Consider the following 23,773-nt stretch of genomic DNA (forward strand, 5'->3'; position numbering starts at 1 on the left):
CCGCTCGCAAGAAGCGAACGGGCCTTTCAGCAGGGTGAAACCTTACGCGGTCTCGGTGATCGGGCGATCGACCCAGCTCATCAGACCACGCAGCTTGGCACCGGTGACCTCGATCGGGTGCTCGGCGTTGGCCTTGCGCAGGCCCTCAAGCTCGGTGTTGCCGTTCTCGACGTTGGCGACGAGACGCTTCACGAAGGTGCCGTCCTGGATGTCGGTCAGGATCGCCTTCATGCGCTCCTTGGTGCCCGCGTCGATGACGCGCGGGCCCGAAAGGTAGCCACCGAACTCAGCGGTGTCCGACACCGAGTAGTTCATGCGGGCGATGCCACCCTCGTACATGAGGTCGACGATGAGCTTGAGCTCGTGCAGCACCTCGAAGTACGCCATTTCGGGGGCGTAGCCAGCCTCAACCATGACCTCGAAGCCGGTCTTGACGAGCTCTTCGGTGCCACCACAGAGGACGGCCTGCTCGCCGAAGAGGTCGGTCTCGGTCTCTTCCTTGAAGGTGGTCTTGATGACGCCGGCGCGGGCACCACCGATGGCCTTCGCGTAGGACAGGGCAAGCGCCTGGCCTTCGCCGGTCGGGTCCTGATCAACGGCGATGAGCGCGGGAACGCCCTTGCCATCGACGTACTGACGACGCACCAGGTGGCCGGGGCCCTTCGGGGCGACCATCGCGACGGTGACGTTGGCCGGAGCCTTGATCAGCCCGAAGTGGATGTTGAGGCCGTGGCCGAAGAACAGCGCGTCGCCGTCCTTGAGGTGCGGCTCGATGTCGTTGGTGAAGATCGACGCCTGGGCGGTGTCGGGCGCGAGGACCATGATCACGTCGGCCCACTCGGCAACCTCGGCGGGGGTGCCGACGGTGAGGCCAGCTTCCTCGGCCTTGGGGCGCGACTTGGAGCCCTCGGCGAGGCCGACGCGCACGTCGACACCCGAATCGCGCAGGCTCAACGAGTGCGCGTGGCCCTGGCTGCCGTAACCGATCACGGCGACCTTGCGGCCCTGGATGATCGACAGGTCAGCGTCGTCGTCGTAGAACATCTCGACTGCCACTTGGAAGTCCTTTCTAGATGAGGGATAGTCCCCGCTTCGCGGGGGGAATGCTAACGGTCAGCGGGTTGCGGTGATCGACTTGGGTCCGCGGCCCACCGCGACAACGCCCGACTGCACGATTTCGCGGATGCCGAACGGCTCGACCATGCGCAGCAGCGCGTCGAGCTTGGACCGAGTGCCGGTCGCCTCGATCGTCAGCGCGTCCGGGGACACGTCGATGACCTTGGCGCGGAACAACTGCACCGCTTCGATCACCTGCGTGCGCACCGACGCGTCGGCACGCACCTTGACCAGGATCAGTTCGCGGGCAACCGAAGCGTCGGCGTCCTGCTCGACAATCTTGATCACGTTGACCAGCTTGTTGAGCTGCTTGGTGACCTGCTCAAGCGGCAGATCGTCGACGGTAACGACGATCGTCATACGCGAGATCTCGGGAATCTCGGTGCCGCCGACGGCGAGAGACTGAATGTTGAAGCCACGTCGCGAGAACAGGCTCGCGACACGGGCAAGCACGCCCGGCTTGTCCTCGACGAGGACGCTCAGGGTGTGGGTGGAAGTGGTCATGCCTGCGTTCCCTTTTCCATGGCCTCGTGGATGACGGCGGGTTCCGAAACGGACTCGTCCTCATCGAAGAGCGGACGGATGCCGCGCGCGAACATGATCTCGTCGTTGCTCGTGCCAGCGGCGACCATCGGCCACACCTGCGCGTCCTTGCCGACGATGAAATCGATCACAACGGGACGGTCGTTGATCGCCTGCGCCTGCCGGATGGCGGCTTCGACGTCTTCTTCCTTCTCAACCCGAATACCAACGCAGCCAAGGGCTTCCGCGAGCTTGACGAAGTCGGGGATGCGCAGGGTGTGCGTGCCGAGGTCGGTGTTGGAGTAGCGCTTTTCATAGAAAAGCGTCTGCCACTGACGGACCATGCCGAGGTTGCCGTTGTTGATGAGCGCGACCTTGATCGGCACACCTTCAATGGCACAGGTCGCGAGTTCCTGGTTAGTCATCTGGAAGCAACCGTCGCCGTCGACCGCCCAGACTTCCTTGTCCGGCGCGCCCATCTTGGCACCCATCGCGGCCGGGACCGAGTAGCCCATCGTGCCGAGACCACCCGAGTTGAGCCAGGTGCGCGGGTTCTCGTACTTGATGAACTGCGCGGCCCACATCTGGTGCTGACCAACGCCAGCGCAGTAGATCGCGTCCGGGCCAGCGAGGCGACCGAGCGTCTCGATGACGTACTCCGGCGAAAGCGCGCCGTCGGACGGGGTCTTCCAGCCAAGCGGGTAGCTGTCGCGGATATCGGACAGGTAGCTCCACCACTCCGACAGCTCAAGCAGCGGCGCGGCACCCGACTGCGGGTCGGCCTTGAGCGTCTCGATGAGCTCGACGATGACCTCACGCGCGTCGCCGACGATCGGCACGTCAGCGTGGCGGTTCTTGCCGATCTCGGCCGGGTCGATGTCGGCGTGGATGACCTTCGCGTTGGGCGCGAACGAGTCGAGCTGACCGGTGACGCGGTCGTCGAACCGCGCGCCGAGGGTGATTAGCAGGTCCGACTTCTGCAACGCTGCGACCGCGCCGACGGTGCCGTGCATGCCGGGCATACCCATGTTGAGGGTGTGGCTGTCGGGGAACGCGCCACGCGCCATCAGGGTCGTCACGACCGGGATGCCGGTGAGTTCGGCGAGTTCGAGCAGCTCAGCTGAGGCGTCGGACTTGATAACGCCGCCGCCCACGTACAGCACGGGCGCCTTCGACTCAAGGATCATGCGCGCGGCTTCACGCACCTGCTTGCCGTGCGGCTTGGTGACCGGACGGTAGCCGGGTAGGCGCAGCTCCGGCGGCCACGAGAACGTGGTCTGGGCCTGGAGCGCGTCCTTGGTGATGTCGACGAGGACAGCGCCAGGGCGACCCGACGCGGCGAGGTAGAACGCCTCGGCGAGAGTGCGCGGGATGTCAGCGGGGTCGGAAACCAGGAAGTTGTGCTTGGTGATCGGCATCGTGATGCCCGAGATGTCGGCTTCCTGGAACGCGTCGGTGCCAACGAGGCTCGACGGCACCTGACCGGTGATCGCGACGATCGGCACCGAGTCCATCTGTGCGTCGGCCAGCGGGGTCACCAGGTTGGTCGCGCCCGGGCCCGACGTGGCCATACACACGCCGACCTTGCCCGACGCCTGGGCGTAACCGGTCGCGGCGTGACCCGCGCCCTGCTCGTGGCGCACGAGGACGTGGCGGACCTTGACGGAGTCGAAAAGCGGGTCGTAGACGGGCAGCACCGCGCCGCCAGGAATGCCGAATACCGTGTCGACATCGAGTTCCTCAAGCGAACGGACCACCGACTGCGCGCCGGTGACGCGCTCAGGCGCGACCTGGCGACGAGAAGGCGTGGCAGGGGTGCCGGACTGAGCCGACTGCCCCGAAGCGGGGGTCGACCTGCGGGCTGAAGGCCCGGGTCGTGCGGTTGGTGCGCTCACCGTCTTGTTTCCTTACTTTGTCGTTGTTGACCCCGGAGCTATCCGGCGCGGGGCGCCAGATCGGCCGACATTGCGCCGAACACAAAAAAGCCCCCGATCAGCACATGGCTGTTCGAGGGTGGCGCGTGCAACGCGAGCTGACGTATTCGACTCAGGCAGTCAGGCTCAACGCTGGACGCGCTGGCCAAGTACGAGCAACTCGTTTCTGTTCACCCGCACGACGTTAGGCGCGTGAGCAGTAGAGAGTCAAACAGGCTTGCCACTTCTGTCCCATTCTGTGGGATTCGAGTGGTTGCGTGGGTCGGTTTACCGAGATGCGAGGATGGAGGGGTGTCATCACCACATCAGTCCGTGCCACCTTCTGAATCGTCCCACACTGCCGAGGAGCCGACCGATACGGGTCGCCCCTCGCACAGCGGTGGCCTGCGCGCGGCCGGTCCAGGTCGGCTCATCGCCATCGGCGCGGTGGTACTCGCGTACCTGATTTTCGTTGTTGTCGGCACGATGCAGGGATGGTCGCTTGGGCTGCGGATCGGGCTGATCGTGCCGACCGCGGTCGTCGTCTGGCTGATCACGCCGCGTCGCGCGAGTCATCCGAAACCGGGCACCTACACGATCGGCGTGCCGAAGCTCGCCTACATCGGCGTGCTCGTGCTGGCGTTCTGCGTGTTCTTCCCGTTCGTCGGGTGGCCCGTCGCGCTGTGGTGGCTGTTGCTGTTCCCGGTGATCGCGATTCTGTGGGTCAACCGGACCTACACGACCATCTCCGCCTCCGGGCTTGAGCTGTCGACGATCCTGCGGAAACGTCATCTCGACTGGTCGCAGATCAAGGGCATCGCCATCCCCAAGCGCGGCCCGGTGCGCGCTCGCCTCGCCGATGACACCGAGGTCAAGCTGCCCGCCGTTGGCTACGACCGCCTGCGCGAGCTCATCGACGCCTCCGACGGTCGACTGCCCGACGTGTTCGGGGCGCTTGAGGAAGCCCAGGAGCGCGAAGCCGCCAAGCGTCGCGCTGACGAGCAGGCCCAGGCCGCGCTCGACGCCGTCGACGATTCCGCGGCCACCGACTAACGCGCGTACGCTGGCTAGGACGCACCGACCCGCACCCGGGCGGTGACGTACCATCCCAGCGCGCTACCCCGCCTCGTACAGACCTGCCCGGCCCGCGATCACATCGACGGCCCGGAGTAACGTGAAAGGTTGCCGGACGCACTAGCGCGTTCTCCCTTTCGCGCAGGTCAACCCGCTTACGACCAAGGACCACGCATGCCACCGCTTCGCTCACGCACAACCACCATCGGCCGCAATGCCGCGGGCGCGCGCTCGCTTTGGCGCGCGACCGGCATGACCGACTCCGATTTCGGCAAGCCGATCATCGCGATCGCGAACTCCTACACGCAGTTCGTTCCCGGTCACGTGCACCTCAAGAACATGGGCGAAATCGTCGCCGAAGCGGTCGCTGCCGCCGGTGGCATCGCGCGTGAGTTCCACACCATCGCCGTCGATGACGGCATCGCGATGGGCCACGGCGGCATGCTGTACTCGCTGCCTTCGCGCGAGATCATCGCCGACTCGGTCGAGTACATGGCCAACGCGCACACCGCCGACGCGCTGGTCTGTATCTCCAACTGCGACAAGATCACTCCCGGCATGCTCAACGCCGCGATGCGCCTCAACATCCCCGCCGTTTTCGTTTCCGGTGGGCCGATGGAAGCGGGCAAGGCCGTGATCGTCGACGGTGTCGCCCAGGCGCCGACCGACCTGATCACCGCGATTTCCGCGTCGGCGAACCAGGCCGTTTCCGACGAAGGCCTGAGCGAAGTTGAGCGGTCGGCGTGCCCGACGTGCGGTTCGTGTTCGGGCATGTTCACCGCGAACTCGATGAACTGCCTCACCGAAGCGCTCGGTCTCGCGCTGCCCGGCAACGGGTCGACGCTGGCGACGCACGCTGCCCGTCGCGCGCTGTTCGAGCGGGCTGGCACGGTGATTGTCGACATCGCCAAGCGCTGGTACTCCGACGACGACGCGTCGGTGCTGCCGCGAAATGTGGCTAACGCCAAGGCTTTCCGCAATGCGATGGCACTCGATGTCGCGATGGGCGGCTCGACCAACACCGTCCTGCACACCCTCGCCGCCGCCCAAGAAGGCGAGATCGACTTCGACCTGCAGACCATCGACGAGATCAGCCGTCGCGTGCCGTGCCTGTCGAAGGTGTCGCCGAACTCGGATTACCACATGGAAGACGTGCACCGCGCTGGCGGCATCCCCGCCATCCTCGGCGAGCTGCGTCGCGGTGGGCTCCTCGAAACCGACGTGACCACCGTCCACAACCCCGACTTCGAGAACTACCTCGACACCTGGGACATCCGGTCGGGCAAGGCGTCGGATGAGGCGTTCGAACTGTTCGGTGCCGCGCCTGGCGGCGTGCGCACTGTTGAGCCGTTCTCCACGAATAACCGCTGGTCGTCGCTCGATACCGACGCCGAAGGCGGCTGCATCCGCGACATCGAACACGCCTACACCGTCGAAGGTGGCCTGTGCGTGCTGCGTGGCAACATCGCCGTCGACGGCGCGATCCTCAAGACCGCTGGCATCGACGAAGACCTGTTCACCTACGAGGGTCCGGCCGTTGTTCTTGAGTCGCAGGAAGACGCCGTTTCGGCGATCCTCGGCAAGAAGATCCAGCCCGGCGACGTTGTCGTCATCCGCTACGAAGGCCCCGCTGGCGGTCCCGGTATGCAGGAAATGCTGCACCCGACCTCGTTCCTCAAGGGTCTTGGCCTCGGCAAGGTCTGCGCGCTGATCACCGACGGTCGCTTCTCCGGCGGTACGTCGGGCCTGTCGATCGGCCACATCTCCCCCGAGGCCGCATCGGGTGGTGCTATCGGCCTGATCGAAAACGGCGACCGCATCCGCATCGACGTGCACACCCGCACCCTTGAGGTGCTGGTCGCCGATGATGTGCTGGCGGAACGCCGGTCGAAGATGGAAGCATCGGAACGCCCGTGGCAGCCGGTCAACCGGGAGCGCCCGGTGACGAACGCCCTGCGCGCCTACGCGGCATTGGCGACGTCGGCAGATAAGGGCGCGGTCCGCCGCCTGTTGTGATGCTGAACTGAAAGTGGGAGTCCCCCGACCGGGTGGACGCCCACTTTCGTTTAATCGCCTGGCAGTCCCCACGCTTCAGCGAGTAACTCGAATGGCGGACAGTCCGGAGTGAGTGGATCCCGTAATGGCTCAGCAAGGTGACTCTTCAGCGGTGGTCGAGGATGCGCTGTGTCGTTCCCAAAGCCCGCACGTTAGCGATCGAGTGGATGCCATACCAGTATTGGCCCAGCACCTAGCAGAGCCCGCCGTTCTTGGTCGGCTTAGCTCCATGCTTCACGATCACAATGTCACCGTTATGGTTGACGCCGCCGAAGCGCTGGCAAGGCACGGCGGAAAAGCGGGGTTGCGGGCCATTGCAATAGAGATTGGTCGCACTGAGGATGACCCCGACGCGGACTACCTTATGTACAAGATTGAGGAACTTGAGGCGTTGGGCGAAGTCCCTGTGCTCGAAACATTGCGGGAATTCGACGCACGACGCGAGCCTGCCGATTTCTCTCGCGGGCTGGCCAGCATCGAACACTATATGGGGCACCACAATCCGCAGTAGCAGCCAGCCAGCGCACAGCATCAGCTGTCAGACAACCCCCACGCCTCAGCCAGTAACTCGAAGGAGCGGGTGCGTAGGTGGGGTTCGTGGGTGTAAGTCGTGATGATGAATTCGTCGGCCATCAGGTCGGCGGTTAGTGCCTCTAGCTGGCGGACAACGGTTTCCGGGGAACCGACCGCGCGTACCTGTTGGAAGTCCTCGATGAACGGGATCACGTTCGGGTCGACTACCGCGCCCAAGTCGGAAACCGGGGGCGGCAGGGGGCCTCGGCGACCGCTCGCGATGCCCGCTGCCAACTGCTGGGTGGTCGTGAACAAGTAGCGGGCCTCCTCGTCGGTCGGCGCGACCATCACGTTCACCCCGACCATCGCGTACGGCTCGCTGATCTCCGTCGTCACGAACTGCGTCGAAAAGCGCGACCGGTACAGCTGCAACGCCTGGTGACGCATGCGCGGCGCGAAGTGCGACGCGAACGCGAACGGCAGGCCGAGGTGCGCGGCGACGGCAGCACCGTCGAGGCTTGAGCCCAACATCCACAGCGTCACGTCGGCACCTTCGCCCGGCCACGCGCGCACCCCACGCGACCGGGTTGAGCCGGTGAAGTAACCGTGCAGTTCAACAACATCGTCGACGAAGGTGTCGGTCGCGGCGGCCCCGCGACGCAACGCCGCCGCCGTCACCGGGTCGGTCCCGGGTGCGCGGCCGAGCCCCAAATCGATTCTGTCGCCATAGATTTCGGCGAGCGTGCCGTAGTACTCGGCCACCATCAGCGGACTGTGATTGGGCAACATCACGCCACCGGACCCGAGTCGAATGCGACTGGTGTGCTCGGCCGCGCGCCCGATCAGCAACGACGTCGCCGACGACGCGAACGTTGGCACGTTGTGGTGTTCGGCGTACCAATACCGGTGGTAGCCAAGCGAATCGGCGACGATCGCCATCTCAACCGACTCGTTCAACGCGGTATGCAGGTCGGTGCCCGATGCGACCGGAACCAAATCGAGGATGGACAACGGAACACGGGACGCGTTCATGCGGTGACGCCCTTCTGTGTGTGTTGGGCACGCTGAGCGGCAAGCGCGGCGACCACAACGACGATGACTTCGATGACGCCGTACACGACAAAAGTGGAACGAAGGTGCCAGTGTTGCGCGGCAAGTCCCGCGAGCACCGCGGGCACGCTGAACGCGGTGTAGGCCACCGCGAAGGTGAGGGCGAAGGTTTTCGCACGGTCGCGCGCTGCGGTCGCGGCGGCGATGGTCGCCATGGTGAGCGAGAACGTGATCCCGAAGCCAGCACCGGCGAGCACCGAGGCGACCAGGTAAAGCGCCAACGATTTCGTCAGCACAGCGACGATCGTCAGCGCGACACCAACGCCGAGCATCCCGAAGCCGGTGAGCCTGCGTGTCGTCGGGTGCAGTCGAGCGGCGGCCAGCGTCGCCAAGGGTGCGGGCGCGAAGAAGCTGGCCAGAATCAGGCCGACGACGAAGTGGTTGTGCACGTCGAGCAGTTCCTGCAGCATCGACGGACCGAGCGACAGGTACAGCCCGCACGGCGCCCACGTCGCGAGGAGGGCGGGCACGATCGCGATGAACATCGGTCGCGCCTTTTCCGGGACGCCAACGCGCGGGCGCAGCGCGTCAAGCAGCGGCTCGCTGCGCGCCTGCGCACGCTGGGCGCGCGGCAACGCGGCCAGCGCGAGAATGAGCACCAGATAACACGCGAACAGCACCCAGTAGATGAGGTACCGAGGCCACGGCGCGTACTGCACCAACGCCCCCGCAACCGCGGCGCCGAGCGCCAACCCCACGGGCGACGCGCCGCCCGAAACAACCGACCCGATCTGCGGATTGGGTTGCAAATCAACGATCATCGCCGTTGCCGCGCCCGTGCACACGCCGGTGGCGATGCCTTGGACAACACGCGCCGCGATCAGCCCAGACACGTCACTGGCGTGGATGAACAGCAACATCGACACCGCAAGCACGAGCAGTCCACCGATGAGCACCGGCCGCCGACCGATCACGTCGGGTAGCGAACCAAGCAGCAGCATCGCGACCACCAACGCGACGACATACACCGCGAAAATGACCGTCAGCGTGAAGGCCGAAAACCCCCACGCCTGCTGATACACCGGATACAGCGGCGACGGTGCCGCCGCTGCCGCCAGCAGAAACACCATGGTTAACCCGGCGACTACGAAGCCCGCAGAGCGTGGCAAGAAGCCGGGAAAGGGCATCAGGCGCTAAGTGGTCTTGGCGTCAAAGGGGCCGATGCCTTGCAACGGGTTGCCCCCGTGCAAGAACAGGTACGTCGCGATTGCCGCCGCAACGGCAAGCACCAAGATCAGCACCGAACCCCAGCCCGGGCGGGTTGCCCAGCCGCGAGCACGGTCGATAGACAGGCGGCCTGGGCCGGTGAACAGAATCGCCACGAGCACTCCGCTCAGCACCGACTCGTATTCGGTGCCCGTTTTCGTCGCCATGTTGTATTGGAAGCCCGGCAGCATGCCCTGCTTCCACATCCACGCGCCGAGGATGGTCGACAGCAGCGCGCCCGCGGCAAGTGGTGTCGCGAGGCCGAGCACGAGCAGGATGCCGCCGCCCAGCTCGCCCGCGATCAGCAGCGCCGCCGACAGCGACGGGTAATCCCAGCCGCCGCCTTCCATCATGGCCTTCGTGCCGTCGATGCCGGGGCCGTGGAACCACCCAGCCAGCTTTTGCAGGCCGTGGTAGATGAACGTCCCGCCGATGACGAGTCGAAGGATCAGGAGGCCGAAATCTAGTGTGCCCCTGCGGGTTTCGCGGGTTCGACGTTGCAGGGTCGCGGTACTCGACGTGGTCGCGGCCGCTGGCGGGATCGAAGCGTAGGAGTACTGGCCGCCAGTGTCAGACTTCGACCCGGAACTGGTCGAATCCGTTGCGCCGACCGCCGCAGTGGCGGGAGTGCCAGCCGCACCAGACTTGGCCGACGGGACATCGTCGGGATCAAGTCCCAGGTCATCATCGGTGCGCGGCACGTTCTTCGATGTGCTGATCTGCTGCGTCGGCGAGTCGAATGGGCTTGTCACCGGCTTGCCGGTCGACGATGCGGGCGGCACGGGGGTTGGCGCGCCGGACGCGCTCGACTTGGGCTGAGCAGACTCCGACGGGTCACTCGACTTGTCAGTCACCAGTCCCACCTTAGAACTCCGTGCCCGAGATGGGGAGGGCTTAGTTTGATCAGGCGTGTCCGGCCCGGTCGCGTGCCGGTAACGTCTTGGCTATGAGTTCGGGAATAGCGGGCCGGGTGGCAATCGGGATCGCACTCGGGGCCGTGTTGGTTGCGGGGTCGGCGTGCGCGCGATTCGATGAGTCAGCGTCGAGCCCGTTCACCACCGAACCGTCGATTGGTGGGGCGGCGCCGAAGAAACCCGACGAATCGCCGCAGCAGGCACCGCCGCGCCCGACCGGTCCGTGCATCGACCCCGACCCGATGGTGGTCGGCACCTGCCTCGACTCCGCGGGCGGACTTGTCGGCACCGGCAACGGCGCGTACGTCGCCGAGCGCCGCACCGGACGCATCGTTGAAGTCACCGCCGTTGACGAGAGCACGCCGCAGCCAGCGCCCGTGGAAATCGCGAGCATCCCCGTCGACGCGGCGGGTGACGGCGGCCTGTCCGACATCGCGCTGTCGCCGTCGTTTGCCGAAGACGGGTTGATGTATGCCTACGTCACCACGCCGAGCGACAACCGCGTCGTGCGAATTAGCAAGGGCGGCACGGCGAAACCGATCCTCACGGGAATCCCGAAGGGCGCCAACGGAAATCGCGGCGCGTTGGAATGGATCAGCCCGACGCAGCTGATGATCCTGACTGGCGACGCCGGAAACCCTTCCGCCGCAACAGATCCCGGCTCGCTTGGCGGCAAGGTGTTGAAACTGGAAAACCCGTCCTCGGGGACTAACACCCCGACGGTCGTCGCATCGGGCATCGGCACCGCGGGCGACATTTGCCGCGACGCCAAGGACGGCATGTGGGTCACCGACCGCACCGCCGCCGAAGACCGTATCCAGCACCTCAGCGCCGACGGCACGTTGAGCGTGGCGTGGACGTGGCCGGACAAGCCGGGCGTCGGCGGTTGCGCGGCAACGGGTGATGGCGTCGGCGTCGCCTTGAGCGAGGGCAAGGCATTGGCCGCTTTGGCCGCCGACCCAACCACGTTCGCCGTAACGACAGCCCCGACCCTGATGTCGCAGGACAAGTACGGCAAACTCCTGGGCGCAACCCCGGGCGCCGACGGCAGCATTTGGGTGACGACGATCAACAAAACCGACGGTGCCCCAGGGGAATTCGACGACCGCGTAGTCCGCATCCCGCCGCCGGGTGGCGGTGGTGGCGAGGGTCACGACTAGGTACTCAGCGGAGTACGTCCGAGCAGGTGGGGCCGAGGCGAAGGGCGTATACGTGACTACCGCAGAGATGCTTCGGGCCGAAGGACGGGCCGAAGGACGCCTTGAAGGCGAAGCCGCTGGCCTCATTCGACTGCTGCAAGCCAAGTTCGGAGACGCTAGCGCCGCCGTCCACGACATGATTCGTCGGGCATCGATCGTGCAGATCCGCGAATGGACAGTCGCACTTCTTAGCGCCAATACGCTGGACGAACTCGGCATCCGCTAGTCCGCCGAGCCAGTGCCCACACGCTCGTCGTCGGCGTGACCTTGTCACTTCGGTGCGGCCGAACGACTAGCCTCGCTCCCCTGCTTTTGTCAGTGGGCTCCGATAATGTGAATCGCGTTATGAGCAACGACATGGCGGAACGTCTCGCTGCCGAGCAGCGCGCACGCGTTCTCATTGATTCCCAACTCGCCGCGGCTGGGTGGGCGGTGCAAGACAAGCAGGGGATGAATCTCTTTGCCGGGCAAGGGGTTGCGGTTCGCGAGGTCACGATGGCATCCGGCCACGGCCGAGCCGACTATCTGCTGTATGTGGACAAGAAGGCCGTCGGGGTTATCGAGGCTAAGCCGCAAGGCAACACTTTGTCGGGGGTGGAGTGGCAGTCGGCGATGTACGCCGAAGGTCTCCCGGCCGAGGTGCGTTTGAAAGCCTTGACTGTCGATGGCCGCCTTCCCTTCGTTTTCGAGTCCAGCGGCTCGGAACTTCACTTCACGAACGGTTTCGACCCGGACGCCCGGTCGCGGGGACTGTTTCATTTCCCACGACCGGAGACCCTGGCGCGAATCCTGCGCGACGCGGACGCCAACCCAGAGGCACCCACCTGGCGCGGCAAGGTTCGATCGATGCCGGAACTCGACGTGACGCGCTTGCGACCGGCTCAGATCGAGGCCGTCCGAGGCATCGAACGCAGTCTCGCCGAGCAGCGTTATAAGCGGAGCCTGGTGCAGATGGCCACCGGCGCGGGCAAGACCTACACCGCGGTCACCGAGTCCTACCGGCTGCTCCGTCATGGCGGATTCGGGCGCGTCTTGTTCCTGGTAGATCGGAACAACCTCGCTGATCAGACCCTCGCGGAATTTCAGGACTACAACACCCCCGGCGACGGGCGGAAGTTCACCGAGGTCTACAACGTCGACAAGCTAACGAAGGCCGGATTGCTCGCCTCATCGAGTGTGGTGGTCTCCACCATCCAGCGGGTTTTCAAAGTCCTGCAAGGCAATGACGTGGCCGATGTCGATGACCCGCACCTCGACGGCTACATCCCCGACGAACCAGTGACCGTCTCGTACAACCCGAACATGCCACCTGAGACGTTCGACTTGGTGATCGTCGATGAGGCGCACCGCTCGATTTACGGTGTGTGGCAAGGTGTTTTGCGGTACTTCGACGCCCACATCGTCGGGCTGACAGCCACTCCCGGTAAGCAGACCTTCGGCTTCTTCGAGCAGAACCTGGTCTCGGAGTACACCTACCAGGAGTCCGTCGCCGACCTGGTCAACGTTGACTTCGACGTGTACCGGATCAGGACCGAGATCAGCGAGCAAGGCTCGGAGATACCGGCGAAAACTATCGTGCCCAAGGTCGACCGCCGAACACGGATGCAACGGCTGGAGGCGCTCGACGACGACTTTACTTACACCGCAAGGCAACTCGATCGTGCGGTAACCAGCAAGTCGCAGATTCGAACTGTCCTAGAGACTTTCCGCGATCGCCTGTTTACCGAGATCTTTCCGGGCCGGTCGACGGTACCCAAGACGCTGATCTTCGCCAAAGACGATGCGCATGCCGAAGAGATCGTGACGCTGGTTCGCGAGGTGTTCGGCAAGGGAAACGACTTCGCGGCGAAGATCACATACACCTCCCGCGATGCGAAGAAGCAACTACAGGCGTTCCGCACTAGCCCCACCATGCGCATCGCGATCACCGTCGATATGATCGCCACCGGCACCGATGTGAAGCCGCTGGAGTGCGTGTTCTTCCTGCGCGATGTGCGGTCGGGTCAGTATTTCGAACAGATGAAAGGCCGTGGCGCACGGACGATTTCGTCCGCCGACTTTCAAGCGGTCACCCCCGACGCGGAAACCAAAACGCGATTCGTGATCGTGGACGCGGTCGGCGTCACCGAACACGCGTTCTGCGACGCCCCGCTCAACCGCGTGCACGGTGTCGGGATGAAAAGGCTCTTGGACAAGGCCGCCGCGCTCACGCTCACAGAGGATGAAACCGCCACTCTCGCTTCACGTTTGGCCAAACTCGAACTCACGCTGACCGATGCCGAACGCGCTGAACTGGATGGTGTCGCGGGTCGGTCGATGCGCGACATCGTCCGTGGCTTGGTCGACGCCGTCGATCCCGACACCCAGATCAAGCATGCCGCGAACAACGGGGAAGTGCAGGAATTGCTCGATCGGGCGATCGAGCCCATCGCCGCTAACCCGGAATTGCGTGCCCGAATCCTTGAACTCCGAGCGACCCACGACCGAGTCATCGATGAAGTGAGCCGCGACGTGCTGCTCGACGCGCACGGGGTGGTCGACACCTCCGGGGCGCAAGCCCTGGTCGAGTCCTGGAGTGACTACCTCAAAACGCATCGCTCCGAGATCACTGCCATCGAACTGCTTACCGAGTCCGGAAATCGGCGGGCGAGTTTCCAAGACATCAAAGAACTGGCCGACCGCATCGCCCGCCCACCGCGCAATTGGACCTCGGACACGTTGTGGCGCGCGTACGGGGCGATCGGCGTTGAGGTGGGCGGCAACGCGGCCGGGCACCGAAAGTTGACCGACCTGGTCTCGCTCGTGCGGTTCGCCGTCGGCGCTGATGAGGAGCTCGTGCCCTACGCCGACCGCGTCAAAGAACGCTATGCGGGCTGGCTAGCCCAACAGGCGCAAGCGGGCGTCGTCTTCACCGAGGCGCAGCGGTGGTGGCTCGATCGGATAGTCTCCGTGATCGCGGCATCGGCCGAGTTCTCGACAACGGACCTCGACGAAGCCCCGTTCACCGAACGCGGTGGAACGGAAGGAGCCCTGCGAGACCTTGGCGACGACGCCGGGGATCTCATTGACGAGCTGAGTACGGAGCTGACTGCATGAACTGGTCGACGGCTGTTTTGGGCGACGTGGCGCTTGTAATCCGCAACGGAATCTTTGCCAAACGGCCGACCGAGCTGAGTTCGCCTGACAGCTCCCGAATCCTAAGGATCTCAGCGGTCCGTGGAGGACGGGTGAACCTTGAAGACTCGAAGTTCGTTGATGGTTTGACACTCGACCACGTTGAGAAATACTCCGTCGAATCTGGCGATCTGCTCATTACTCGGTACAACGGGAGTCGACAGTTGGTAGGGACTGCCGGAATAGTTCCAGGCCACACCGGGTCAGTAATCCATCCGGACAAATTAATTCGCGTCGTACTCGATAAGAGCCGCATTCTTCCTGCCTTCGCTAATTACCAGTTGCAGTCAGGGTCGGTGAGACGTCATCTGGAGCCGAGAATTAGGACAACGGCAGGTCAATCTGGCATCGCCGGTACTGACGTTAAGAGTATTCCGTTAGTGGTTCCTTGCCTCGACGAGCAGCGGCGGATTGTCGACATCCTCGAAGACCACCTCTCCCACCTCGACGCGGCTGCCGCCAACCTATACAGCGCGCGTAAACGGCTTGACGGATTCGTCCGAAGCGCACTGGATACGAACTTCGGCCGTGGCCTGTCACATTCGTTGAACGATATCATTGAGGATATTTCCGCTGGCAAGTCGTTCGGAGCAAGCAACTCTCCTGCGGCCGACGGAGAATGGGGAATTATCAAAGTCAGCGCGATGACTCGCGGGGTGTTCGACCCGCTGGAAAACAAAGCGGTAGCAGCTGAGCGCATTGATCCTCGATTCGAGATCCGTGAGGGCGACCTCCTAGTGAGTCGCGCGAATACCGCCGATTATGTAGGGGCCAGCGTGCTGGTCGGAAATGTGCGGCCGAAGCTACTCCTGAGTGACAAGAGCCTAAAGGTAACTCCCCGAGAGGGCATTCAGGCGGAGTGGTTGTGGAGAGTGCTGCAAGCACCGGCCGCTAGAAGCCAAATAACCCGGTTGGCTACAGGGACGAAGGACTCGATGCGCAATATCTCGCAGGCGTCATTGCGTCAGGTACGCGTTCCGCTGGCAACTTTGATCGAGCAGAACCGGGCACTGGAACGTTTCGCTGCGGTGGAAGCCTCTGCGACTCGTATACGCGCCGAGGTCGACCGCTCCGCAGTTCGCCTCGACAGGCTGCGTAGCGCATTGTTGTCGGCGGCGTTTAGCGGCCGACTCACAACCTCCGCCCCCATCGAATCCCTCATCGAAGAACCCCTGCGCGTGCCTTGATCCACCATGCCTCCTTCTCACCCCGGTCCGAGCTGGCGACGAACGGCGCGGTGAAGGTCTCGTGGCTGTTCCCCAATGACCTTCGGGCCGCCGTCGCGTCGGAAGCGATCGCCTTGGTCGACCGGGCAGGTACGCGCCGCGTGATGTCGTTTGCCGAGACCGAGTTCACCCCACGGCGCATGACGAACCTCCCGTGCTCGGAAATCGCGCAGGCATCCACTGCGATCGTGGCCGCCTACCAGATGGCGCGACAACTCCCTGAACTCGCGATGATCGCCGGCGAGGAACTCCACGCGTGCCCTTACGAACCTGAGCGCATCGTCATCACCCGGCTCGAACATCCCGGAGACACGCACGGGTGGCATTGGGACGATTACGGATTCGCGTTGGTGTGGATCGCGGAATGCCCGAGCCCACAGCATGGCGGTCTCGTCGAGTTCGTCCCGAACACAACGTGGGACAAGGCCGACCCGGGCATCAGTGAAGTGCTGCGCGAACGGCGGGTTCACCGACTCGATGTCGGGGCCGGGGACGTGTATCTGATGCGGACCGATACCACACTGCACCGGGTGTCACCAATTGCCAAGGGCCGCAGGACAATTGTGAATATGGCGTTCGCCCGTGCGGAAGAGCTGTCCCGACCGGTCTCGCACGAGACAATGGACGCATTGTGGGCGGTGCCGGGCGGACGAAGCGAGGAGCAGCGTGGGCGGAGTGACCATTCAGTCGGCAGACGGGGTCCTGCTTGAAGCGACGCTAACCCAGGCCGGTGGTGACCTGGCGCGCGGGACGGTATTGCTCGTGCATGGGATCACTGTCGATCTCGACGAGGGCGGTGGAATGTTCATCCGCCTCGCGCACCAACTAGCGGCGTGTGGCTTCGAGGTCATGCGTTTTTCGTTCCGTGGGCACGGTAGAAGTGGCGGAACCTCTCGCGGAGTCACCGTGGCCGGGGAGTGCCTAGACCTGGAAGCGGCGGTCCAGGCCACGCGCAAACGCTGCGCCGGTCCACTCTCGATCGTTGCTGCGAGTTTTGGCGCGGTCCCGACGCTGTTGGCGCTGCCTTGGCTTGAGCGCGAGGTCACGCGATTGGTCTTGTGGAACCCCGTGCTCGACCTCGTCGGAACCTTCCTCGAGCCAGAGTTGGCGTGGGGTCGGGAAAACTTCGGACCGGACCAACTGCGCGAACTGGCAGAGAAGGGGTGCTTGACCGTCGACGGCAACTTCGAGCTAGGTCGTACGCTGTTTGCTGAAATACGCGTTCACCAACCGCTGAAAGCCCTTCTCGCCGCGAAAATTCCAACACTGATCGTGCACGGCGATCGGGATAACGCAGTCTCCTACGATGTGTCAGCCGCAGCCGCGGCGGCCAGGCCCGCGACGGAGCTACATACCGTCAGGGGCTCAGACCACGGATTCGATTCGCGAGCGCGCGAGAATGAGGCGATCGTGGTTACCGCGCGCTGGCTCGTGGGCCAGTCCGACGTGGCTCTATGAACGTCGACGATCTGTACGGTCCGTGCTACCTCAGCGACTCAGTGGTCGTTGGCGAGCGGTGCGTACTCGGCTATCCCAAGGAAGCCAGGATTCGTGCCGCGCAACAGGGGCGCCGGTCAGCGGGCGCGCCAGTGCTGATCGGGGACCGCGCGCTGCTCTTCAATCACGTGATCGTCAACGAAGGCACAACGGTCGGTGCCGACAGCGTGGTAGAGGACCGCGCGCGTCTCGGCTACGACTGTGTCGTCGGTGATCGGGTCAGGATCGCGCATGGCGCGTATCTCGGCGACCGCGTTCGGGTCGGCGATGATTGCTGCGTAGCGGGATTCGTGTGCGACGCGGCGGTCATCGGCGACCGTTCGACCGTGATGGGCGAATTGGTGCACGAGTACTCCCGGCCCGATCTCGGGTGGTGGGGTGTCGATGAGTCCGCGCCGGTGGTGGAATCCGACGCGGTTGTCGGATTTGGGGCCAGGGTCGTCGGCGGTGTGCGGATCGGCTCACGGAGCTACATCGCGGCTGGTGCTATCGTGTCGCGCGACGTTCCTGAAGGACAGGTCGTCACAGGTGTGAATATCCATGTGCCGCTGGAGAATTGGACTGGCGAGCGGCTGTCGACACTGATTCGAGTCTGGCGATCACCTACTCCGCCGGAGTCGACCTAGCGCGCCTACGAAGTCGGAATCCTCGGTGTCGCTGCCAGCCTCGTCTTTGGGACGCTGGGTGACCAGCGGCGGTTCGAAAGCGAGAGCGGATACCCGGGGCGGAAACGTCTCCCTCACGTCCGCGCGTGGATGCGGCAGATATAGCGACGGCAGGAACTCATCGATCGGAATAATCGCCTGGTCCAGACCGCAATTCATCGCTGTCTCGGTGCCCGCGCGCGTCATCAAATACGCAAACGTGCAATGGCTGTAGCCAGGCCGGACAACACCGGGAATGGCTGTGGGCGTGTCAGGTTCGAGAAGATAGCGGCCGAGATACAGCAGGTCGAATGGCTCTCGCTCCGCCGTGATGAGCGCCAGGCCCCTAAGGAGATCGCTTCCCATGCGAGCACTGAACACCGCGTCGTCCTCAAGGATGAGGATATAAGGCGTCGAGGTGTTCTCCAGTGCGTGTCGCCAACAGGCGAGATGTGCCAACGTGCAACCGATCTCACCGAACTTCAATGGGCGATTCCACCAGGGATTGGGCGAGTCGATTTGCCAGTCGAACAAGCTGATTCCGCGATCCGCGAGGGTTGCCTCAGAGAGGCCGTTTCCGTCGTTGTCGATTTTCAGATCGGACGTGAAGACGGCACGTGAACCTGGCGGGAGTTGCCGTTCCATCCATGCCCTGCGGTCGGGACGCCGAGGCAAGTTGATCACATAGGTGGCGATGAGCCTTGGATCGATCATACCCACGACGTCCGACGTCCATCACGGGTGAATCGTTTTGTGTTGTCCGCCAACACTTCCCAGTCCGCACCAGTGGGTCGCGACATCAGGAGTAGCGGTTCGACTGTGGTGAGATCGACGATATCGGTGATGCCCCCAACGCGCCTCGCCTCAGTTACGACGACGAAGTCGTCGTCGCCGACTTGGTCGGTGAGGTAGCTGAAATTCGGCGTCCCCTGCGTGGAATCGAGAAGACAGCGCGCCGCGCCCAGGACTCCGAGTGTCAGGCAGCCGCCAAGCAGGAACACGGTGGTGCTTTGGAGCGTGATCCTGGTGAGCACCGCGAGGTCTTCGATCAACTCGCCGCGGAGGGTCCAGCGTGGCGAGAGCGTGAGATTGCTGAGCTGAGAAATGACCAGCGGATCATCTTGTCCAAGTGGATGAGGATCAAAATGAAAAGGCAGCTGCGGAAGAAACTCTCGGTATTTCGCGTTCCACGGGGGTCCTCCGATGATCATCAACACGTTGGCACCGGTGCTGTAGTACTCGGATGGCGCGAAGTCTCGAACCACTGCGGTCGGGGCAAGCTGAGCCAGTTTGGTACGGGCGAAGATCAGCGTGTCTAGGTCAGCGAACTTGGCGTAGCGCAAGTAGTTTCGGTCCTCGGGTGCCGCGTAATCCGGGCGTTCTTCCGGCGGAATCTCCGAGCAGACGATGTCCACGCTGGCGCCACGGTGCAGGCCCAAGAAGCGATGCAGGGGTTCGACTGAGGGCGGACGCGCCGAGAACGGCATGCCGACCTCATCAAGGGGAATGCCGTCGGGATTGGTCGGCGATTCCGTCAACAATAAGTACACCAAGGTGTCCATCGCCTGGTCAGACCGTCTACGGACCGTCTTTACCGCGCACTTCAGTTGCTGGGCAAGCGATTCCTGACGGTCGGTAAGCGTGGCGTATCGGTGTTCCGGGCGCAAATTCAGATCCACCTCCAGGTACAGCCGTTCGCCCTCTGCCAGTTGCCGCACGGTGCGGTGCAGTAGATGCGCGAGGTACTCGACGTGGCCAGGAGATTGCGTGTCGAACTCCTGTCCGCGCGAAAGGAATGTCTGCACAGGCTCGGCTAGCGCGGTCAACACGGTGGTCGGTCGTGCGAGCGCGTAGCCGCGCCGCAGCCGTTTGAGGCTCTCCTTGATTTCGTCAGCCGTGGGAGGCATGAGCATTCGACCACCTTATGTCCAGCGAATGAGACTCCAACAGTGAGTATTCGCCGCAGCCTGTCCAGTAGATGTCCAGTTACGCGGATGTGTCCATTAACACGGCAATCGAGCGGGATAGTTCCGCGGGGATCGCCACACCACACTCGATAGGGAGCACGCCAGAGTCGACTGAGCGGCGGACCCCGCACCCGGCAGCTGGTGAATCACCTTGGCGCACACGAAGGGATCTACGACATTGCTCGACCAAATCGCGGCCGTCAGGATCGTTGAGTCGGCCACTCTCGAACGGATGCGACACGAGGCGCTGACGGCGCCAGGCCCGACCGACTGGGTAACCGAGTACGCCCAATATCAGTCAGGTGGCTGGTCGACGGTCTCACTCATGAACGACACCGGCAACCCGGCAGACGTTCGCATTCGCGACTGCCACCCGGCAGAAACGACACTGCTGCGACACATGCCAGCGACACGGGACTTCTTGTCGACACTGGACCTGCGGTACATGTGGGTTCGCCTTGCCCGTCTCGGACCCAACTCGTTCCTGTGGGAGCACCGTGATTACGAGGAATTGGACGCTGTCGAGCGCTACCGACTCCACGTCCCACTCGTCACCAATCGTTCAGCCGTGCTCGTGACCGGCGGTCGCCGTATTTGTCTTGAGCCAGGCCGTATTTGGCGACTGAAACCCACCCACGCCCACGGCGCGTGCAACCTGCTCGGCCCGGATCGGTATCACCTACTGATCGACTGCTACGCCGACGACCGGTTGGCCGAACTGATGGCGGGCGAGTGGATCGACGACGCTGACGTAGTCGATCTCCCGCGCGCGACGGAGGACGACGTTCTCGGGTACGCGCGGACCGCTTGGTCCCTTGCGCGACTTGGCCACGTCGGGTCGGCGGAGACCTATCTGCTGCGACTGTTCTACGTGCACGCGTTGGCGGAGGGACAGGTCTACGACCTGATCACGTCGTTGCATGAAAGCCTCGATGACAGTGCAGCCGCAGCACGGTGGCGCGAGCACAGACTGACGAGACTGGGCGGTGCGGCATGACATTGACCGAGATTGTCGCGGCGAACCGGCCTGACCAGTTCGGCTTGCTTGAGCGCGCGACGGCGATGTTCACCGCGAGCGAAGTCGTGACACACCTGCTTGTTCGGGGGTCGTTGGCGAGGGGAACCGCCGACCGACTTTCCGATGTGGATTTCGTTGTGGGAGTGGATGATTCGCATTTCGTACAGTATGCGAGTGTTCTTGACGCCTTGGTGGCGACCGAACTTTCCAGCATCCTGCCCGGGTGGTTGGACACCATCGTGGGCGACATGGGTGGGTTAGGCTCTGTGTATCTAGTGGGCTGGTCCGGCCGTCTGCACCAACTCGATATCTATCTCGCCCCAGCGAGCAAGATCGCAGGTATCCGATCAAAGACCCTGTGCCGCACCATTTTTGAACGCGAACCTAGTCAGCTCTACGAACCCGTCGCCGACGTCGAGCTGTACATCGCAGAGACAGTCGCTCGGCCACGTTCCGCCACGGAATTACTAATCGAGGTCATGGTTCTCGCCTACCTGATTCGCAAGCGAATCACTCGCGGCCACAAATACATTGCGTATTCCGAAGTCGGCATGCTTAACACAGCCGCGAAAAATCTCATCAAGACCGCGCTCGCGCCGAGATCGGCGTACTACGGCTGGTACCAGCTTGAGTCAGAGGTGGGCATCACCCCCATCGGCAGAACGTGCCTCGGGCACCTGACCGCGTTGATCTCACTGCCCGGGATTCCCTCGCTCACATCCCTGCGTGATGCGCTCAGCCGGGTGTTCGCCATCGCGGAAGCAGCGGCACCTGAGGCGATGGCCGAGATCGGCGACGCGCTCGACGCCTACCACTACTACCTGGAACTGCCATGAACTTACGAGGCAACAATGACAAAAAGGCCACCTTCTTCGGCGGAGTCGTCCCGGCCTCCGAGGACGAACAAGAGCTGGCAGAACACATTGGAAATCGGCTAGCGGCGACGGGATTTGTGTTGCAGAGCGGCGGCTACAACGGGTTGATGGAAGCTGCCGCCCGCGGTGCCGCGACCGCGACGGGCGAGATCGTCGCGGTGACGCTCACCGATGTGGAGTGGGGCGAGTTCAATCCCTACGTCACCGATGTAGTGCGCGTTCGTCGAATGGGCGACCGCCTTCACCGCTTCCTCGACGACACCGACTTGGTGGTCGCCATGGGCGGCGGCGTCGGCACACTCCACGAGATCTCAGCTGCCCTGTGGTACTCCGGCAATGTCCGCGCCGTGCCGATTTGGCTCGCGGGTTCGACAGCGCTGGAACTAGGGGCATTCCTCAGGGCCGAGCGATGGCTGTTTGAATCCCCTACGAGGTCGCTGGCATTCCTCCGCGAGGTCCGCAATGCGCGCGAATTCGACTGTGCCCTAGCAGATTTCGTGGAACTGCCATGATGGTATCGCCGGAGCTTCTCACAAGAATCCAAGCGGCAGCATTCCACGAGGGTGACTTCACCCTTGCGTCGGGCGAGACGTTGCGGGAGTACTTTGACGAGTACGTGCTAGCCGCAGACCCTGTCCTCTTGCGTGATGTCGCACGGGCGCTCGCGCAGAAGCTGCCATCGCGTGTCGAGGGTCTGGTGGCGATGGCGCTTGGCGGGGTACCGCTCGCTGTGGCGATGTCGAGCCTCACCGGACTCCACACCACCTTCTTTCGTCCGACCCGTAAGGCGTACGGCACCTGCCGCCAGATCGAGGCCGCGCCGGCTCAGGGCACGCGGGTTGTCGTGGTTGATGACGTTGTTCGGAGTGGCTCGCAGGTGTTACATGCGGCTGAATGCCTTCATCGCATCGACGTCACCGTGGTCGGGGCTGTATGTGTGCTCGACCGTGGTGTTGGAGGCAACGAGCGCCTCTCGGCGGCAGGCATCCCTTTGAAGGCATTGCTTGGGCCCGGGATGCTCGTCGACCGCGTACCGAAAGGAGCCTGAGGATGTCGACCGATCTGTGGGGCCGACCGCTCGCGCTTTTCGACTTGGATGGCGTCATTATCGACACCCGTCTCGCTATCCAGGAAGCCCTACGGGCGCTATCCGAGAGCGCGGGCATCAACGTGGACCAACCGTCCCTGACCGCCGGAGCCGAGTTACCGCCGGTGGAGGCGCTGGCGCTGTTCGGCGTTAGCGATCCCGGATACGTCTACGAATCGGGCTTCGACGCTGCGCTCAAGCTCGCGTCCGGAAAGGTCAAGGTCTTCGATGGCACTGTGCGTGGAATGGTCGCGATAGCGCGAGAGGGCGCGGCCGTGGGAATCGTCACCGCGCAGGCGCGGCGCCGGTTGCCGCTACTGATTCCACCCCCAGTCGCCGAGATCGTTGACGTCGTCGTCGCCTACGAGGACGCCGCGGCCAAGCCCTCCCCCGATGGGATTTTGATCGCGTGCGCACGCTGTGGTGTCTTGCCGTCGAGAAGCTTGTTCGTCGGAGACAGGCCAACGGATGTTCGCGCTGGCCGCGCCGCTGGCTCGCTGACCGTCGGGGCGGGTTGGAATGCCGCCGACATCGAGGCGCTTCGCGCGGAACGCCCCGACGTGTTACTCACTTCCGCCGATCAAGTCGGGGCGCATCTCTTGAGGCTGATCGGTTCGCAGTAAAACCGCTGGACCGAGGGTCTCGACCGCTGCCAGCATTGTT

General features: G+C 63.8%; 23 protein-coding genes. 15 read left to right on the top strand and 8 right to left on the bottom strand.

Annotated elements, in window-relative coordinates; genetic code table 11:
* Nucleotides 1-42: 42 nt before the first annotated feature.
* From ilvC to IEX78_RS06930, 3 genes are all read right to left on the bottom strand, one after another.
* Complete coding sequence (gene ilvC, locus IEX78_RS06920; RefSeq protein WP_188828296.1) at nucleotides 43-1,044, bottom strand: ketol-acid reductoisomerase; 1,002 nt, start codon at nucleotides 1,042-1,044, stop codon at nucleotides 43-45.
* A gap of 69 nt (nucleotides 1,045-1,113) precedes the next feature.
* The gene (gene ilvN, locus IEX78_RS06925) at nucleotides 1,114-1,620 is read right to left on the bottom strand and encodes an acetolactate synthase small subunit (RefSeq protein ID WP_188827917.1); all 507 of its coding nucleotides are present in this window, start codon (nucleotides 1,618-1,620) and stop codon (nucleotides 1,114-1,116) included.
* Nucleotides 1,617-3,533, bottom strand: a complete 1,917-nt coding sequence (locus tag IEX78_RS06930; RefSeq protein WP_188827918.1) for an acetolactate synthase large subunit — start codon at nucleotides 3,531-3,533, stop codon at nucleotides 1,617-1,619. The genes ilvN and IEX78_RS06930 overlap by 4 nt, the downstream gene beginning before the upstream one ends.
* Before the next feature lie 351 nt (nucleotides 3,534-3,884).
* Here IEX78_RS06930 and IEX78_RS06935 point away from each other — a divergent pair, with 351 nt between their 5' ends.
* The 3 genes from IEX78_RS06935 (at nucleotide 3,885) to IEX78_RS06945 (ending at nucleotide 7,191) form a co-directional block, all read left to right on the top strand.
* Nucleotides 3,885-4,604 (top strand): PH domain-containing protein, encoded by a 720-nt coding sequence (locus IEX78_RS06935; RefSeq protein ID WP_229683750.1) that lies wholly within the window; start codon nucleotides 3,885-3,887, stop codon nucleotides 4,602-4,604.
* 195 nt (nucleotides 4,605-4,799) lie between these two features.
* Nucleotides 4,800-6,641 carry a dihydroxy-acid dehydratase gene (ilvD, locus tag IEX78_RS06940; protein WP_188827919.1) on the top strand — a complete coding sequence of 614 codons (1,842 nt, stop codon included), beginning with the start codon at nucleotides 4,800-4,802 and terminating at the stop codon, nucleotides 6,639-6,641.
* Nucleotides 6,642-6,936: 295 nt separating this feature from the next.
* Nucleotides 6,937-7,191 carry a hypothetical protein gene (locus IEX78_RS06945; protein WP_188827920.1) on the top strand — a complete coding sequence of 85 codons (255 nt, stop codon included), beginning with the start codon at nucleotides 6,937-6,939 and terminating at the stop codon, nucleotides 7,189-7,191.
* Between the two features lie 20 nt (nucleotides 7,192-7,211).
* Here IEX78_RS06945 and IEX78_RS06950 read toward each other — a convergent pair whose 3' ends face one another.
* The 3 genes from IEX78_RS06950 to IEX78_RS06960 all read right to left on the bottom strand — a co-directional run bounded on the left by IEX78_RS06950 (nucleotide 7,212) and on the right by IEX78_RS06960 (nucleotide 10,363).
* Nucleotides 7,212-8,225 (bottom strand): LLM class flavin-dependent oxidoreductase, encoded by a 1,014-nt coding sequence (locus tag IEX78_RS06950; RefSeq protein ID WP_188827921.1) that lies wholly within the window; start codon nucleotides 8,223-8,225, stop codon nucleotides 7,212-7,214.
* Nucleotides 8,222-9,373, bottom strand: coding sequence for an MFS transporter (locus IEX78_RS06955; RefSeq protein WP_188827922.1), 1,152 nt, complete (start codon nucleotides 9,371-9,373; stop codon nucleotides 8,222-8,224). Before IEX78_RS06955 ends, IEX78_RS06950 begins: the two co-directional genes overlap by 4 nt.
* Nucleotides 9,374-9,436: 63 nt before the next feature.
* Nucleotides 9,437-10,363, bottom strand: coding sequence for a DoxX family protein (locus IEX78_RS06960; protein ID WP_188827923.1), 927 nt, complete (start codon nucleotides 10,361-10,363; stop codon nucleotides 9,437-9,439).
* Between the two features lie 92 nt (nucleotides 10,364-10,455).
* Between IEX78_RS06960 and IEX78_RS06965 the strand changes: the two genes are divergently transcribed.
* The 7 genes from IEX78_RS06965 (at nucleotide 10,456) to IEX78_RS06995 (ending at nucleotide 18,145) form a co-directional block, all read left to right on the top strand.
* Nucleotides 10,456-11,583, top strand: a complete 1,128-nt coding sequence (locus tag IEX78_RS06965) for a PQQ-dependent sugar dehydrogenase (RefSeq protein ID WP_188827924.1) — start codon at nucleotides 10,456-10,458, stop codon at nucleotides 11,581-11,583.
* A 52-nt stretch (nucleotides 11,584-11,635) separates the two neighbouring features.
* On the top strand, nucleotides 11,636-11,848 hold the full coding sequence (locus IEX78_RS06970; protein WP_188827925.1) for a DUF4351 domain-containing protein: 213 nt from the start codon (nucleotides 11,636-11,638) through the stop codon (nucleotides 11,846-11,848).
* A gap of 119 nt (nucleotides 11,849-11,967) precedes the next feature.
* Nucleotides 11,968-14,718, top strand: coding sequence for a type I restriction endonuclease subunit R (locus IEX78_RS06975; RefSeq protein WP_188827926.1), 2,751 nt, complete (start codon nucleotides 11,968-11,970; stop codon nucleotides 14,716-14,718).
* Entirely contained in the window at nucleotides 14,715-15,983 is a 1,269-nt protein-coding gene (locus IEX78_RS06980) for a restriction endonuclease subunit S (RefSeq protein ID WP_188827927.1), read from the top strand. The genes IEX78_RS06975 and IEX78_RS06980 overlap by 4 nt, the downstream gene beginning before the upstream one ends.
* Nucleotides 15,980-16,732: a HalD/BesD family halogenase gene (locus IEX78_RS06985; protein WP_444543784.1), complete on the top strand. Its 753-nt coding sequence runs from the start codon at nucleotides 15,980-15,982 to the stop codon at nucleotides 16,730-16,732. The genes IEX78_RS06980 and IEX78_RS06985 overlap by 4 nt, the downstream gene beginning before the upstream one ends.
* Entirely contained in the window at nucleotides 16,698-17,480 is a 783-nt protein-coding gene (locus IEX78_RS06990) for an alpha/beta hydrolase (RefSeq protein ID WP_229683751.1), read from the top strand. Before IEX78_RS06985 ends, IEX78_RS06990 begins: the two co-directional genes overlap by 35 nt.
* On the top strand, nucleotides 17,477-18,145 hold the full coding sequence (locus tag IEX78_RS06995; protein ID WP_188827930.1) for an acyltransferase: 669 nt from the start codon (nucleotides 17,477-17,479) through the stop codon (nucleotides 18,143-18,145). Before IEX78_RS06990 ends, IEX78_RS06995 begins: the two co-directional genes overlap by 4 nt.
* On the opposite strand, the gene IEX78_RS07000 is transcribed toward IEX78_RS06995, so the two are convergent.
* Together IEX78_RS07000 and IEX78_RS07005 are read right to left on the bottom strand one after the other, a co-directional pair.
* Entirely contained in the window at nucleotides 18,119-18,877 is a 759-nt protein-coding gene (locus tag IEX78_RS07000) for a glycosyltransferase family 25 protein (protein WP_188827931.1), read from the bottom strand. The two genes, IEX78_RS06995 and IEX78_RS07000, sit on opposite strands and share 27 nt — an antisense overlap.
* Nucleotides 18,874-20,076, bottom strand: coding sequence for a hypothetical protein (locus IEX78_RS07005; protein WP_188827932.1), 1,203 nt, complete (start codon nucleotides 20,074-20,076; stop codon nucleotides 18,874-18,876). The genes IEX78_RS07000 and IEX78_RS07005 overlap by 4 nt, the downstream gene beginning before the upstream one ends.
* Nucleotides 20,077-20,362: 286 nt before the next feature.
* Between IEX78_RS07005 and IEX78_RS07010 the strand changes: the two genes are divergently transcribed.
* The 5 genes from IEX78_RS07010 to IEX78_RS07030 are packed head-to-tail and all read left to right on the top strand — an operon-like array spanning nucleotide 20,363 to nucleotide 23,733.
* Complete coding sequence (locus tag IEX78_RS07010; protein ID WP_188827933.1) at nucleotides 20,363-21,127, top strand: aspartyl/asparaginyl beta-hydroxylase domain-containing protein; 765 nt, start codon at nucleotides 20,363-20,365, stop codon at nucleotides 21,125-21,127.
* Nucleotides 21,124-21,984 carry a nucleotidyltransferase domain-containing protein gene (locus IEX78_RS07015; RefSeq protein ID WP_188827934.1) on the top strand — a complete coding sequence of 287 codons (861 nt, stop codon included), beginning with the start codon at nucleotides 21,124-21,126 and terminating at the stop codon, nucleotides 21,982-21,984. Before IEX78_RS07010 ends, IEX78_RS07015 begins: the two co-directional genes overlap by 4 nt.
* Nucleotides 21,981-22,535, top strand: a complete 555-nt coding sequence (locus IEX78_RS07020; protein ID WP_188827935.1) for an SLOG cluster 4 domain-containing protein — start codon at nucleotides 21,981-21,983, stop codon at nucleotides 22,533-22,535. The genes IEX78_RS07015 and IEX78_RS07020 overlap by 4 nt, the downstream gene beginning before the upstream one ends.
* Nucleotides 22,532-23,071, top strand: coding sequence for an orotate phosphoribosyltransferase (locus IEX78_RS07025; RefSeq protein WP_188827936.1), 540 nt, complete (start codon nucleotides 22,532-22,534; stop codon nucleotides 23,069-23,071). Before IEX78_RS07020 ends, IEX78_RS07025 begins: the two co-directional genes overlap by 4 nt.
* A gap of 2 nt (nucleotides 23,072-23,073) precedes the next feature.
* Complete coding sequence (locus IEX78_RS07030) at nucleotides 23,074-23,733, top strand: HAD family hydrolase (RefSeq protein WP_188827937.1); 660 nt, start codon at nucleotides 23,074-23,076, stop codon at nucleotides 23,731-23,733.
* The last annotated feature ends 40 nt before the right edge of the window (nucleotides 23,734-23,773 follow it).

This window comes from Nocardia camponoti, from assembly GCF_014646135.1.
GTDB lineage: Bacteria > Actinomycetota > Actinomycetes > Mycobacteriales > Mycobacteriaceae > Nocardia > Nocardia camponoti.

Coding starts and splice junctions, on each gene's coding strand:
- IEX78_RS06955 (WP_188827922.1), bottom strand. CDS start 9,373: ATGGTGTTTCTGCTGGCGGCAGCGGCGGCACCGTCGCCGCTGTATCCG.
- IEX78_RS06965 (WP_188827924.1), top strand. CDS start 10,456: ATGAGTTCGGGAATAGCGGGCCGGGTGGCAATCGGGATCGCACTCGGG.
- IEX78_RS07000 (WP_188827931.1), bottom strand. CDS start 18,877: ATGATCGATCCAAGGCTCATCGCCACCTATGTGATCAACTTGCCTCGG.
- IEX78_RS06980 (WP_188827927.1), top strand. CDS start 14,715: ATGAACTGGTCGACGGCTGTTTTGGGCGACGTGGCGCTTGTAATCCGC.
- ilvD (WP_188827919.1), top strand. CDS start 4,800: ATGCCACCGCTTCGCTCACGCACAACCACCATCGGCCGCAATGCCGCG.
- IEX78_RS07025 (WP_188827936.1), top strand. CDS start 22,532: ATGATGGTATCGCCGGAGCTTCTCACAAGAATCCAAGCGGCAGCATTC.
- IEX78_RS07020 (WP_188827935.1), top strand. CDS start 21,981: ATGAACTTACGAGGCAACAATGACAAAAAGGCCACCTTCTTCGGCGGA.
- IEX78_RS06950 (WP_188827921.1), bottom strand. CDS start 8,225: ATGAACGCGTCCCGTGTTCCGTTGTCCATCCTCGATTTGGTTCCGGTC.
- IEX78_RS07030 (WP_188827937.1), top strand. CDS start 23,074: ATGTCGACCGATCTGTGGGGCCGACCGCTCGCGCTTTTCGACTTGGAT.
- ilvN (WP_188827917.1), bottom strand. CDS start 1,620: ATGACCACTTCCACCCACACCCTGAGCGTCCTCGTCGAGGACAAGCCG.
- IEX78_RS06975 (WP_188827926.1), top strand. CDS start 11,968: ATGAGCAACGACATGGCGGAACGTCTCGCTGCCGAGCAGCGCGCACGC.
- IEX78_RS07005 (WP_188827932.1), bottom strand. CDS start 20,076: ATGCTCATGCCTCCCACGGCTGACGAAATCAAGGAGAGCCTCAAACGG.
- IEX78_RS06945 (WP_188827920.1), top strand. CDS start 6,937: ATGGTTGACGCCGCCGAAGCGCTGGCAAGGCACGGCGGAAAAGCGGGG.
- ilvC (WP_188828296.1), bottom strand. CDS start 1,044: ATGTTCTACGACGACGACGCTGACCTGTCGATCATCCAGGGCCGCAAG.
- IEX78_RS07015 (WP_188827934.1), top strand. CDS start 21,124: ATGACATTGACCGAGATTGTCGCGGCGAACCGGCCTGACCAGTTCGGC.
- IEX78_RS07010 (WP_188827933.1), top strand. CDS start 20,363: ATGCGACACGAGGCGCTGACGGCGCCAGGCCCGACCGACTGGGTAACC.
- IEX78_RS06995 (WP_188827930.1), top strand. CDS start 17,477: ATGAACGTCGACGATCTGTACGGTCCGTGCTACCTCAGCGACTCAGTG.